Origin of the sequence: Streptomyces sp. SP17BM10 (genome assembly GCF_036322405.1) — a bacterium.
Taxonomy (GTDB): Bacteria; Actinomycetota; Actinomycetes; order Streptomycetales; family Streptomycetaceae; genus Kitasatospora.
On record NZ_JAQYXB010000595.1, the window covers coordinates 26,587 to 38,956 of the forward strand.

At 74.1% G+C, this 12,370-nt stretch carries 10 protein-coding genes; 3 read left to right on the forward strand and 7 right to left on the reverse strand.

All coding sequences use genetic code 11. The annotated features are described in order from the left end of the window. Positions 1 to 32 precede the first annotated feature (32 nt). The 3 genes from pruA to PUR71_RS20390 all read right to left on the reverse strand — a co-directional run bounded on the left by pruA (position 33) and on the right by PUR71_RS20390 (position 3,713). Positions 33 to 1,661: an L-glutamate gamma-semialdehyde dehydrogenase gene (pruA, locus tag PUR71_RS20380; protein ID WP_329928486.1), complete on the reverse strand. Its 1,629-nt coding sequence runs from the start codon at positions 1,659 to 1,661 to the stop codon at positions 33 to 35. Between the two features lie 211 nt (positions 1,662 to 1,872). Continuing rightward, positions 1,873 to 3,120, reverse strand: a complete 1,248-nt coding sequence (locus PUR71_RS20385) for an FAD-dependent oxidoreductase (RefSeq protein WP_329928487.1) — start codon at positions 3,118 to 3,120, stop codon at positions 1,873 to 1,875. Beyond that, the gene (locus tag PUR71_RS20390; protein ID WP_329928488.1) at positions 3,117 to 3,713 is read right to left on the reverse strand and encodes a PadR family transcriptional regulator; all 597 of its coding nucleotides are present in this window, start codon (positions 3,711 to 3,713) and stop codon (positions 3,117 to 3,119) included. The genes PUR71_RS20385 and PUR71_RS20390 overlap by 4 nt, the downstream gene beginning before the upstream one ends. A 154-nt stretch (positions 3,714 to 3,867) precedes the next feature. Between PUR71_RS20390 and PUR71_RS20395 the strand changes: the two genes are divergently transcribed. After that, on the forward strand, positions 3,868 to 5,469 hold the full coding sequence (locus PUR71_RS20395) for a PucR family transcriptional regulator (protein ID WP_329928489.1): 1,602 nt from the start codon (positions 3,868 to 3,870) through the stop codon (positions 5,467 to 5,469). A 59-nt stretch (positions 5,470 to 5,528) separates the two neighbouring features. On the opposite strand, the gene PUR71_RS20400 is transcribed toward PUR71_RS20395, so the two are convergent. Next, positions 5,529 to 6,701 carry a hypothetical protein gene (locus PUR71_RS20400; protein ID WP_329928490.1) on the reverse strand — a complete coding sequence of 391 codons (1,173 nt, stop codon included), beginning with the start codon at positions 6,699 to 6,701 and terminating at the stop codon, positions 5,529 to 5,531. 160 nt (positions 6,702 to 6,861) lie between these two features. On the opposite strand from PUR71_RS20400, the gene PUR71_RS20405 reads away from it, so the two are divergent. After that, positions 6,862 to 7,305: a VOC family protein gene (locus PUR71_RS20405; protein WP_329928491.1), complete on the forward strand. Its 444-nt coding sequence runs from the start codon at positions 6,862 to 6,864 to the stop codon at positions 7,303 to 7,305. A 22-nt stretch (positions 7,306 to 7,327) separates the two neighbouring features. Here the strand turns inward: PUR71_RS20405 and PUR71_RS20410 are convergent, their stop codons facing one another. Then, entirely contained in the window at positions 7,328 to 8,911 is a 1,584-nt protein-coding gene (locus PUR71_RS20410; RefSeq protein WP_329928492.1) for a hypothetical protein, read from the reverse strand. Between the two features lie 409 nt (positions 8,912 to 9,320). Here PUR71_RS20410 and PUR71_RS20415 point away from each other — a divergent pair, with 409 nt between their 5' ends. Beyond that, complete coding sequence (locus tag PUR71_RS20415; RefSeq protein ID WP_329928493.1) at positions 9,321 to 10,652, forward strand: MFS transporter; 1,332 nt, start codon at positions 9,321 to 9,323, stop codon at positions 10,650 to 10,652. A gap of 235 nt (positions 10,653 to 10,887) precedes the next feature. On the opposite strand, the gene PUR71_RS20420 is transcribed toward PUR71_RS20415, so the two are convergent. Beyond that, on the reverse strand, positions 10,888 to 11,628 hold the full coding sequence (locus PUR71_RS20420) for an AfsR/SARP family transcriptional regulator (RefSeq protein WP_329928494.1): 741 nt from the start codon (positions 11,626 to 11,628) through the stop codon (positions 10,888 to 10,890). Between the two features lie 81 nt (positions 11,629 to 11,709). Continuing rightward, the gene (locus PUR71_RS20425; RefSeq protein ID WP_329928495.1) at positions 11,710 to 12,363 is read right to left on the reverse strand and encodes a hypothetical protein; all 654 of its coding nucleotides are present in this window, start codon (positions 12,361 to 12,363) and stop codon (positions 11,710 to 11,712) included. Positions 12,364 to 12,370: the final 7 nt, after the last annotated feature.

The following is a 12,370-nucleotide window of genomic DNA, read 5'->3' on the forward strand; positions in this document are numbered from 1 at the left end:
GGCTACCGGAGCCGAAGGGTCGAGGGGGCTGGTCAGCCCATGTGCGGGTAGCGGTAGTCCGTCGGCGGGACGAAGGTCTCCTTGACCGAGCGGGTCGAGGTCCACCGCGCGAGGTTCTGCTTGGCACCGGCCTTGTCGTTGGTGCCGGAGGCCCGGCCGCCGCCGAAGGGCTGCTGGCCGACGACGGCGCCGGTCGGCTTGTCGTTGATGTAGAAGTTGCCGGCCGCGAAGCGCAGCTTCTCCATGGCGTGCTCGACGGCCGCGCGGTCCTGGGAGATGATCGAGCCGGTCAGGCCGTAGGCCGAGACGGACTCCATCTGCGCCAGCATCTCGTCGTACTTCTCGTCCTCGTAGACGTGGACGGCGAGGATCGGGCCGAAGTACTCGTCGCGGAAGTACTCCGAGGCCGGGTCCTGGCACACGAGCACGGTCGGGCGCACGAAGTAGCCCACCGAGTCGTCGTAGGTGCCGCCGGCGAGGACCTCGACCTGCGGGTCCGCCTGGGCGCGGTCGATGGCGGCCTTGTTCTTGGCGAAGGCGCGCTCGTCGATGACGGCGGACATGAAGTTGCCCAGGTCGCTGACGTCGCCCATGGTGAGGCCGTCGACCTCGGCGGCGAACTCGTCCTTCAGGCCGGCCCACAGCGAGGCGGGGACGTAGGCGCGGGAGAGCGCCGAGCACTTCTGGCCCTGGAACTCGAAGGCGCCGCGGGTCATCGCGGTCTTCAGCACGGCCGGGTCGGCGGACGGGTGGGCGACGAGGAAGTCCTTGCCGCCGGTCTCGCCGACGATCCGCGGGTAGGTGCGGTACTGCGAGATGTTGTTGCCGACCTCGCGCCACAGGTGCTGGAAGGTGGCGGTGGAGCCGGTGAAGTGGATGCCGGCGAGCGCCGGGTGCTTGAGCGCGACGGCGGAGACGTCGAGGCCGTCCCCGGTCACCATGTTGATGACGCCCTTGGGCAGGCCGGCCGCCTCCAGCAGCTGCATGAGCAGGTGCGCGGAGAACTGCTGGGTCGGGGACGGCTTCCAGAGCACCACGTTGCCCATCAGCGCGGGCGCGGTCGGCAGGTTGCCGGCGATCGCGGTGAAGTTGAACGGGGTGATGGCGTAGACGAAGCCCTCCAGCGGGCGGTGGTCGCTGCGGTTCCACACGCCGTCCGAGGAGATGGGCTGCTCGGCCATGATCTGACGGGCGAAGTGCACGTTGAAGCGCAGGAAGTCGACCAGCTCGCAGGGGGTGTCGATCTCTGCCTGCTGCGCGGTCTTGGACTGGCCGAGCATGGTGGCGGCGGCCAGGGTCTCGCGCCAGGGGCCGGCCAGCAGGTCGGCGGCCCTGAGGAAGATCGCGGCGCGGGAGTCGAAGGAGAGCGCCTGCCAGGCCGGGGCCGCGGCCAGGGCAGCGTCGATGGCGTCCTGCGCGTCGGCCTGGGTGGCGTTGCGCAGGGTACCGAGCCGAGCCGCGTGGTTGTGCGGCTGGACGACGTGGATCTCGGCGCCGCCGCCCATGCGGCGCTCACCGTTGATCGTCATGGTCAGCTGGACCGGCTCCTGGCCGCCCAGCTCCTTCAGCTTGGCCTCCAGACGGGCCCGTTCCGGGCTGCCGGGGGCGTAGCTGTGGACCGGCTCGTTCACCGGCGCGGGGACCTGGGTCACAGCGTCCATAGAGCGCACGCTCTCCTTCGTTGTTGCAGGGGGATGCCGACGCGGGTCGCACGTCGACCACAGCACGAACGCTATTCCTGCACCCACGGGCACTTGATTGGCCGGGCGGCTAAATTCCCCCGTACGGCGTTGTCCGCCTCGACGAACAACGTCACGGAGCGGTCACGGGGCGCCTCCCACGGCCCGTCAACCGCCACTCAGGCCACGCGTGTCACCGGGTCACCGGGTCACCGCCTCGCGCCCCGACGGCCACCCGCTGCTCCCAGTCGATCCGGTAGCCGTGGACGGGGCGGAGCGTCTTCTCGGGGCTCAGGAACGTCCGCATGGCGATCGGCGCGAGCAGCCGGAACATCACCCGCGCGACCGGCCCGGAGGACTTCTGGCTGTTGGTGCGGGCCGCGTCGGCGGCGATCTTCTCGACCCGCGGCCGGCGCAGCGCCTCGTAGGCGGCGAACGCGGCGGTGTGGTCGGGCAGGTCCCGCAGACAGCGGGCGAGTTCGACGGCGCTCTCGACGGCGAGCGAGACGCCCTGGCCGGAGCTGTTGGACGGCGCGTGGACGGAGTCGCCGACCAGGACCATCCGGCCGCGGTGCCAGTGCGGGACGGACGGCATGATCTCCAGCCGCGGGAAGACCTCCATGGTGTCGGCGTCGGCCGCCGCGAGGACGTCCCGGGCCGGCACGTCGCCGGAGTGCAGGTCGCGCAGCCGGCGCAGCCACTCCCGGTTGCTCACCGCGCGGACCTGTTCGTAGGTCAGCTGCTCGGGTTGCGGGACGTTGCTGAACCAGGCGGTCCCGGCGCCCTCGGGCAGCCCCCAGTAGCCGAAGAAGGCGCGGGCGCCGTTGGCGAAGTGCACGGTCTCGCCGCGTCCGGCCCGGCCGGGCAGGCGGTACGGGCTGTAGCCGCCGATGCCGAGCAGCCCGGTGTACCGGGCACCGGGCGCGGCCGGGTCGATCAGGGTGCGGACGGTGGAGCGGGTGCCGTCGGCGCCGATCAGCAGGTCGGCGGTGGCGGTGGTGCCGTCGGCGAAGCGGGCGGTGATGCCGTCGCCACCCTCCTCGGCGCCGACGAGCCGTTTGCCGTACCGGACGTCGATGCCGGTCTCGCCGAGCCGCCGCTGCAGCACCTCGTACAGTTCGGCGCGGCGCATCAGCCGCCCGCGGGGCAGGTCGGGCAGGCCGGCGAACTCGGCGAGCGTGCCGCCCCTGCCGTCCTCGATGACCATCGGGCCGACCGGCTGGCCGAGCCGGCCGACCTCCGCCTCCAGCCCGACGACCGCGAGGGCGCCGAGCCCGTTGGGGGCGATCATGAACGTCCCGCCGATGCCCTCGGCGGAGCTCTCGTAGGCCTCGAACACGAGCGGCTCGATGCCGGCCCGGCGCAGGGCCAGCGCCATGACCGGGCCGGCGATCCCGCCGCCGATGACGAGGGCCTTCTTCGACGTACGCGGTGCACTCATTGCAGACTCCCGAAGTACTCCTGCCAGGTCCGGACGAAGTCCGGTGCCTGGAGCTGGGTGATGAGGCGCCCGACGAACGCGATCTCGGTCTCCAGTCCGCCGACCCGGTACTCCTCCTCGATCAGGAAGACCCAGCCGACGCCCTCCTCGGTGGCCTTGCGCAGCGTCGCCCGGATCTCCGCGACTTCGGCGGTCAGGGCGGTCAGCCGCTGCTCCAGGAGCTCCACGGCCTCGGCCGGCGGGAGCACCATGAGCAGCGACAGCGAGACCCCGAACGCGGGGTACTCGTGCTGCGGTTCGGCCACGAGTTCGCGCATCCAGTCGTAGAGCTCCGTCCTGCCCTCGGGGGTGAGGGCGTAGACGGTGCGCTCCGGTCGCTGGGTGTCGCGGACGGTTTCCTGCTCGGCGACGAACCCGGCCTTCCGCAGCTGCTCCACGACCATGTACAGCGAGCTGCGGTTGTACTTGATGTTGCGGTCCTTGGCGTGCTCCTTGAGCCGGCGCCCCATCTCGTAGGGGTGCAGCGGTTCGGCCAGGAGCTCCGCCAGGACGGCGAGAGCCAGTGGGTTCGACACCTTGCGTCGCTTCGCCACGAGACGTTCCTCATCTCTTGGTCAGTACTGACTATCCACTTCTGAATAGTCAGAGTCAACTATTTACGAATGACCGGCGGCAGGTCTGTCCGCCCGGCTAAAATCAACCACACGGCCTTGTCCGCTCGGATGAAGGCAGCAGAAGGGAGGCCCGATGACGAGCCCCGGCCTCCCGCTCCGGCAGCTCCTGATGTCCCTCGGCGAGCCCCTGGTCGAGCTCCAGGCCGCCCCGCAGGGCCTGGACGTGCCCGTCCGGGACGTCGCGATCCTCGACCCGGAGGACCCGCCGGCCGCTGCCCCCGGCGAGCTCGTCCTCGCGATCGGCGCCCGCGGCCGCGCCGCGCTCCCCGCCCTACGCGCCGCCGGCCGGGCCGGCGCGGCGGCCGTCGCCGTCAAGCTCGACGCCCCCGGCCAGGCGGACGCCCTGCGCGAGGCCGCCACCGACGCCGGCGTCGCGCTGCTCTCGGTGCGCCGCGAGACCCGCTGGGAGCACCTGGACTCGCTGGCCCGCGCGATCATCGCCGGCCCGGACGCCCCCGACACCGCCGGCACCCCCGAGCACAACGCGGGCGACCTCTTCTCCCTCGCCCAGACCGTCGCCGTGCTCACCAGCGGCATCGTCTCGATCGAGGACACGTCCAGCCGGGTGCTCGCCTACTCCCGCTCCTCCGACTCCGACGAGGTCGACGACCTGCGCCGGCTCTCCATCCTCGGCTGGCAGGGCCCCGAGCCGTACCTCTCCAAGCTCCGCGAGTGGGGCATCTTCCAGCACCTGCGCACCTCGGACACCCCCATCGCGGTCGAGCCGCACCCCGAACTCGGCCTGCGCCGGCGCCTCGCGGTCGGCATCCGGGCCGGCGCGCAGCCGCTCGGCACCATCTGGGTGCAGGAGGGCGCGCAGCCGCTGGCCCCGCTCGCCGAGCAGGCGCTGGTCGGCGCCGCCCGCGTCGCCGCCGCCCAACTGGTACGCCGCCGCCGGGAGTTGTCCGCCGACGTGCGACTCACGCAGACCCTGCTCACCGGCCTGCTGGAGGGCTCCACCGGCCCGCAGTCGCTCGCCACCCACCTGGGCCTGGACCTGCGCCGCCCGGCCACCGTCCTCGCGTACGGCGCCCGCACCACCGAGGCACTGCACCGCGCCGACATCACCGGCCTGATCTCGGTGCACACCGCCGCCCGGCACCGCGGCGCGCTGCTCGCCCCGATCGAGTCCCGGGTGTACGTACTGCTGCCCGAACTCCCGCCGGGCCTGCCGATGGCGACCGTCCGGGACTGGGCCTCCGAGGTGGTCGAGGCGGCGCGGGAGCACCTCGGCGTGCCGCTGCGGGCCGCGATCGGCTCGACCGTGGACGGCCTCGCGCAGGTGCCGGACTCCCGCGCCCAGGCGGACCGGATCCTCGACGCGATGGGCCGCGGCGGGGTGGACCTCGACGTGGCCGCGCTGATCGACGTCCAGGCCGAGGTGCTGGTGAGCGAGATGCTCGCGCTGCTCCAGGAGCGCGGCGGCCTGCGCGACCCCCGGCTGACCGCGCTCACCGCCTACGACCGGCGGCACGGCACCCGGCTCGCCGAGTCCGTGCTGGCCTGGCTGGACGCGCTCGGCGAGGTCCGGGTGGCCGCCGACGCCCTGCACATCCACCCCAACACCCTGCGCTACCGGGTGCGCCGCGCCGAGCAGTTGACCGGCATCGACCTCACCCAGCCGCAGCAGCGCCTGCTGGCGATGCTGCAACTGCGACTGCCCGCGGACGAGTAGGAACTCCCCGGCCTCGTGCGCGTACCGGCCGAACGCCTTCACCGGCCGCAGGTCGCGCTCTACCCGGCCCGCGTCCGCCACTGTTCCCAGGCCGACAGCCACAGCTGCTCGGCCAGCCCCTGCGCCTCCCAGCCCCCGGGCCCGCCGCCCGAGCGGTCCCGCCACAGCTGCTCCCACGCCCGCTGCGCCGGCAGGCTCGCCACCTCGCTCGCGAACACCGTGTACCGGACAACCTCCTCGACGGCCGCCGCGCCCTCCGGCGTCCCGATCACCCAGTGCGTCTGCCCGGCCAGCCGCTCCAGGTGGTTGACCATCGAGGTCACGGCCGTCAGCGCCTCCTCCCGGGTCTCCGAGGCGAGCCGCATCTGCTGGCGCACCGCCGCCTCCCAGCGCACCGCGCACGCCTCGCCGCGCAGCCCGCGCGGCAGCCGCGGCGGCCGACCGGCCCGCACCTGCGCCTCGATCGCCGCGGACTCGGCGATGGTCTGCGCGATCAGCGCCCGGTGCGCCTCCAGTCCGTGCACCGGCGGCAGTTCGCGCTCCTCGACCGGCACCCGCTCGGAGTGCCGGGACGAGAGCTCGTGCAGCAACTCGCTGCGCCCGCGCAGGTACCGCTCGACGTCGCCGATCCGGCCGAGCTCCAGCCCGCCGGGCGCCACCCCGCGCCCGCACACCGTGACGGTGAGCCCGTCGATCCGCAACCGCCCGGCCCACACCGGTCCGGGCCCGCGGTCCTCGGGCGTGCCGGGCCAGAGCACCGGCCGGTCCTCGTGCACCTCGACCGCGCGCGGCTCGCCGTCCACCGTGATCCACTCGCGCAGCTCCCGGACCCGCCCGGGCCCGTCGCCCTCGTCGATCCCGAGGTGGTCGTAGACCCGGTCCCGCTCGTCCTCGACGACGTCCTCCAGCTCGGGCAGGACGAGGCAGCGCTCGGCGCCCGGCCGGTAGGTGCGGACGGTGACGTACGGCCCCGCCGTCGAGCTCCAGTCGCCCGACTGCACCTCGACCCAGTCCAGCCGCCCGCCGTTGGTCTCGAACGCGCCGAGCGCGTCGCCCGTCCGGTCGAGCCCGGCCGCGACGCCGTACACGGGGAAGTCGGCGGCGGCCAGGGTCCGGCGGGTGAACTCCTCCACCTGGGCGAGCCGGTCCGCCCGCTCGCGCGCGTCCGGGGCGTGCCGGCCGGCCGACGGTGTCCCGCGCCGCTCCTGGGGCCTGCCGCCGCTCTCCCGCATCACCTCTGCCGCACCCCCGAGTCCTCGCGCCCGCACCGCCCCCGCCACCTTACGTGCCCGGGACCTGCCGGGTCATCAGCTCCCGCTTCCCGCAGGGACCGTCGGAAGCCCGGCCGTGTCAGGACGCGCGGTTGTCAGCCGTCCTCCCTACCCTGGCCGCATGACAGCACAGAGCACGTTCCCCGCCCGGATCAGCATCGTCACCCTCGGCGTCACGGACCTCGGCCGCAGCGCCGCCTTCTACGAGGCCCTCGGCTGGCGGCGCTCCTCCGCCTCCAGCCCGGAGATCGTCTGGTTCCGCACCGCCGACTCGGTGCTCGGCCTGTTCCCGGGCGACGAACTGGCCGCCGACGCGGGCGTGCCCGGCGGCGGCGAGCCGTCCTTCCGCGGCGTCACCCTCGCGGTGAACCTGGAGTCCCCGGCGCTGGTGGACGCCGCCCTGGAGACGGCCGTCGCCGCCGGCGCCACCGTGGTGAAGCCACCGGCGACGACCGGCTGGGGCGGCTACTCCGGCTACTTCGAGGACCCGGACGGCCACCTGTGGGAGCTGGCCCACAACCCGTTCTTCCCGTTCACCGAGGACGGCTCGCTCGACCTGCCCTGAAGCCGTCCCGCTGCGGAGCGCGTCAGCTCTTCGAGCGCGCCTTGAAGGCCGCCTTGCGCGCCTCCTTGGCCACCGCGCGGTCGGTGTGGAGCTCGCCGATCGCCTCCAGGACGTCCGCCGTGTACGCGTGGTCGACCCGCCACAGCTCGCCGAAGTAGCTCCCCGGATCGCCGGTGACGGGCAGGTCGGCGATCAGTTCGCGCAGCGGTCCGGCGTCGCCGCCGCTGTCGAGCAGTTGGGCCGCGAAGGTGTCGACCACCGTCCACAGCGCCATCGCCCGGTCCGGCACCGGCACGTCCGCCGCGCCGAGCGCGGTCAGCCAGGCCCGCGCGGCCCCGCCCAGCTCCGGATCGTCCAGCACCTCCCGGACGGCCGGCTCGGCGGGTGCCCCGAGCACGTTCAGCGCCGAGACGGCGAGCATCCGGCGCATCGGCCCGTACGCGTCCCCGCCGCGGGCCGCCGCCAGCAGCTCGCGCGCGGCCGCCACCGGCTCCCGGTCGTCGAGCCAGACCCGCAGCTCTTCCTCCGGCAGGACGTTGGCCGACTCGCACACGCCACGCAGCAGCTCGGCCGCGTCGCCCTGCGCGAGGTCGCCGACCAGCGGCGCGTCGTAGCCGTCCTCCAGCAGCCACTGCCGGATGCCGTACTGGCCGAGCGGCGTCAGCCGGACCAGGCCGAACCGCGCCGACTCCTCCTCGTCCAGCGGCGCCTCGCCGACGGCGGGAGCGCCCTCCTCGCCGCCGGCCTCCTCCTCGTCGAACAGCTCGGGGTCGATCGGGCGGTAGTCCAGCAGGCCCAGCTCGGCGAGGTCGCCCAGCATCGGGTCCAGCGTCACCATCACGTCGGTGATGTCGCCGAGGAGCTCCTCGCTCGGCTCCTCGCCCTCCGGCACCACCAGCAGCGCGGCCAGCACGCCCAGCGGCACGGTCTCGTTGCCCGGCTCGGCGAAGGCGGTGGTCTCGTACAGCACCTGGAGCGCCTCGTCGAGCAGCTCGGCGGCGGCGTCGCGGGCCTCCTCGACCTCGGAGAGCGCGTCCTCGTCCTCCTCGTCGCCCTCCTCGCCCGGCTCGGCCTGCTCCCCGTCCTCCTCGGGCAGCGAGTCGGCCTCCACGGCCAGCTCGCGGACGATCCCGGCGGCCGTCAGCCACAGCTCCAGGACGGTGTCCGGGTCGCCCTCCTCCGCCGGCTCCAGGTCCGGGCCCGGCACGGCGACGTGCTCGCCGTCGGTGGTCGTCCCGATCTCCACCAGGTCCAGGTCGCAGGCCAGCGACCAGGCCCGCATGGCCTCGATCTCCGCCTCCTCCGGCACCTCGCCCTGCGCCGGGGCCAGGCCGAGCAGCCGAGCGGCCGGGGCGCGGTCCTCGCCGACCAGGTCCCCGAACTCGTCCACGCCGCGGTGCGGGGCCGCCCAGCGGGCCAGCGCCAGCGCGTACCCGAACATGGGGACGGCCTTCGCCTGCTCGGCCAGCTCCCGCTCGGCGGGCAGCCTCACCGGCGGGACCAGGACGGCGGCGTCGTCCAGGTCCTCGTCGTCCAGTCCGTGAGCGGCGAACGCCCCGTAGAGGTCCTGGAGCTCCAGGTCGGCGGGCAGAACCGCCTCGGCCACGCCCTCTCCCGCCGAGGCCCCTGCGTTCTTCCGACGTCGTCCGGCCATCGCCTCGCGTTCTCCCTCAGCCAGCGGTCCGCCCATCAGCGCGGCGTACCGATCCACTACCTCAGCGTATAGGCCGGGCACCCCCGATGCCCGGCCCCGAGGGGCGTGCACAGGGGCGCGCGCCGCGACCGTGCGCCCACCCCTTATCCTTCGCTATTGGCGCCGCGCACAACCCCGCGCGGGCCACCCGGGCAACGAAGCCCTCGCCCTCCCCGCCCGTCACCGGGCGGGGACGGGACCTGCCACACCCATCCGCTCCATCAGGGAGCCCGCACCGCGGCCACCACCACAGCGCCTCAGGACGGGCGCGCCGGCACACCCAGCCGCCCCGGGTGGGGCCAAGCCACAGGAGACCCCTGAAATGGCGGACCTCTCCCCCGCCGGCCCCGGCCTGCGCACCGCGCAGCTCGACGGACGCCGACTGTCGGAGGCCCTGCTCCCCCTGGAGCTCGCTCCGCGCGCCCAGCTCCGGCTCTCCGCGATCAGCCGCTGGAACGCGCTGCGCGGAGTCCGCGTCGGCCTCGTCTCGGCCGGCCTGCTGTTCATGCTCATCGGTGCCAACCTGGCGACGCCGATCTACCCGATGATCCAGCAGCGCCTCGGCCTGACGACGCTCGACACCACGATCCTCTTCACGGTCTACATCTTCGCGCTGGTCCCGGTCCTCGCCGTGGTCGGCCACTGGTCCGACCTGCTCGGCCGTCGCGCCCTGATCCTGCCGGCCGTCGCGCTCGCCGCCGCGGGCGACGTGGTCTTCGCCACCGCCGGGAGCTTCTGGCAGCTCGCCCTCGGCCGGGCCGTCCAGGGCATCGCCGTCGGCCTGTCCACCGGCGCCGCCGGGGCCGCCCTCGGCGACCTGCTGCCGGACCACCCGACGCTCGCCGCCAAACTCACCCTGGCCTGCTCGGCGGGCGGCGTGGCGCTCGGCCCGGTGGTCGGCGCCCTGCTGGCCGACGGCTCGGACCCGCTGCTGACGCCGTTCCTGCTGCACGCCGTCGCGCTCGCCGCGCTCTGCGTACCCCTGGCCCTCGTGCACCCCCGGATGCCCGGCCGCAACCGCCCGCCGGCCTCGCCGCCGCGCATCACCACCCCGGCCCACCTGCGCCCGCGCAAGCCCGCCCTGCCGAGCGCCGGCCGGCGCGAGTTCCTGTTCGCCGCGACCGCCGGGTTCATCTCGTACGCGGTGTTCGGCGTCTACCTCAGCCTGGCCCCGTCCTTCGCGGCCAAGCTGCTGCACACCCCCTCCCACCTGGTCGGCGCCGTCGTCGCGGCCCTGCTGCTGGGCTCCTCCGCGGCCGCCCAGCTGCTCGTCCCGCCGACCTCCGACCGCCTGGTCATCGCCCTCGGCATGACGGGCCTGGCCACCGGCCTCGGCCTGGTCGTCGCGGCCGGGTACACCGGCACCCCGGCGCTGCTCTTCATCGGCAGCGTCCTCGGCGGCGCCTGCCAGGGCGTCGCGTTCCGCTCGCTGTTCACCACCGCCGTGGCCGCGATGGACCCGGAACGCCGCGGCTCCGAGCTGTCCTCCCTGTGGATCATCGTCTACCTCGGCAGCTCGCTCCCGATCGTCATCGTCGGCGCCCTCGTCCAGGCCTACGGCCTCCTCCCCGCCGTCAGCGGCTTCGCCACCGTGGCCGCCGTCCTCTGCGCAACCCTCGCCGCAGCCGTGGCCCGCAAGCCCAGGACGCACTGACCGACGACGAACGCCGCCGCCCAGGACGGATTCCGTCCCGGGCGGCGGCGTTCCGTTTCGCCGCGAGCCCACAGCGGAGACGGCGATTCCGGACGGCGATTCCGGCAGGACCCATTGTCCGGACACCACGCCATACGACGTGCCCCCACCCCGGCCACCCCGCGGGTAGGCGGACAGCTACCACGCGTGCCTTCCCCGAAGGAAAGGTTTGCGCGGCAACGGGTCGACGGCCCGGCTACCCCGACTCCGCCACCAGCCGCCACAGGCGGGACGGGGCGGGGAGGCCGAGTTCGGTGCGCAGGCGGCGTTCGTAGCGCTCGACGTCCTGCAGGGCGTCGCCGGTGTTGCCCTCGGCGAGGTGGGCGCGGATCAGGCACGCCTGGCTGCTCTCCCGCAGCGGGTCGGCCCGGACGGCGGCGCCGGCCGCGGCCACCGCCTCCGGGAACCGTCCGGCCCCGACGAACGCGCAGGCCAGGGCCTCCAGGGCATGCAGCCGCAGGCTCCGCCAGTTGTCCGCCTCCAGCAGCGCCCAGTCCTCGTACCAGCCCGGCAGCAGGTCCGCCGAGAGGTCCTCGACGGCCGCCAGTCCGAGGCCGCCGTGGCCGGGCGCCGCGCCGGGGGCCAGGATCCGGCGGGCCAGCGACCGGGCGTCGCGCAGGTCCACGCCGACGCCGTCGGCCAGCCTCAGCTCGGCCGGGCCGATCTCCAGTGCGGCCCGGCCCGCCGCCGGGAGACGGGTCAGCGCCGAGCGCAGGCTCGCCAGCGCGCAGCGCTCCGGGGCGTCCGGCCACAGCGACCCGGCGACCAGCCCGCGCGGCACGTTCCCGTTGCAGCACAGCGCCACGAATGCGAGTAACCGCTCCGCCCCCGCGGAGACGGCGACCGAAGCGCCACCGGCCGAGAGGGCGAAGCCGCCGAGCAGGCCGAGCCGTACGCCCGCGCCGCGAACCGGTGAGCGCAGATCGCCGCAGGCCATCGAACCACCATCTCTTCGCGTACGGACGGGTTCCTCCTCCATGCTGCGCCGCACGCCGCGGGCTGTCGACCTCAGCCGAACTCAGTCGATGGTGAAGCAGTAGCCGACCGGGATCGACGCCGTGACCCGGCCGGACGTCAGGTCGATCGCCCGCGCGGTGGCGTTCTTCGTCCCGCAGTTGAACGGATGGCCGGTGAACAGGCCGAAGCTGCCGCCCGCGAACCCGGCGTTGCGCACCGCCGTCACGGTCTGCGACCACTGCACGGTGCCGGTGGAGTTCAGGACGATCTGCACCCGCACCCGGCCGTTGACGTTGAAGTGGTCGCCGCCGAACTCGAGTTGGCCGTTGGTGTCATCGGCCCAGATCCGCACCGCCAGCCGCCGGTCATCGGCCTGGCTGTTGTCGAAGCGCGTCTGCGAGCGGGTCTGCGGCGTCACGCAGACGGTGTCGCCGACCCAGGCCTCACGCCAGACGAAGCCCTGGACGCAGAAGCCGTTCGCCAGGGTCCGGAAGGGCGCCTGGCTGTTGTCGAACGCCGCCTGGGAGCGGACGTCCGGGGTCACGCAGACGTGGTCCCCCGGCCTGGCGTCCCGCCAGACGAAGCCCTGGCGGCAGGTGTCCGGGCCGAAGTCCTGGGCGTGCGCCGAGGACGCCCCCAGCGCGGCGCCGCCGAAGGCCAGGACCGCGGCCATCGCCGTGGTCACCCCGGTTCGCAGCATCCGTCGAGTACTCATGTCCGCA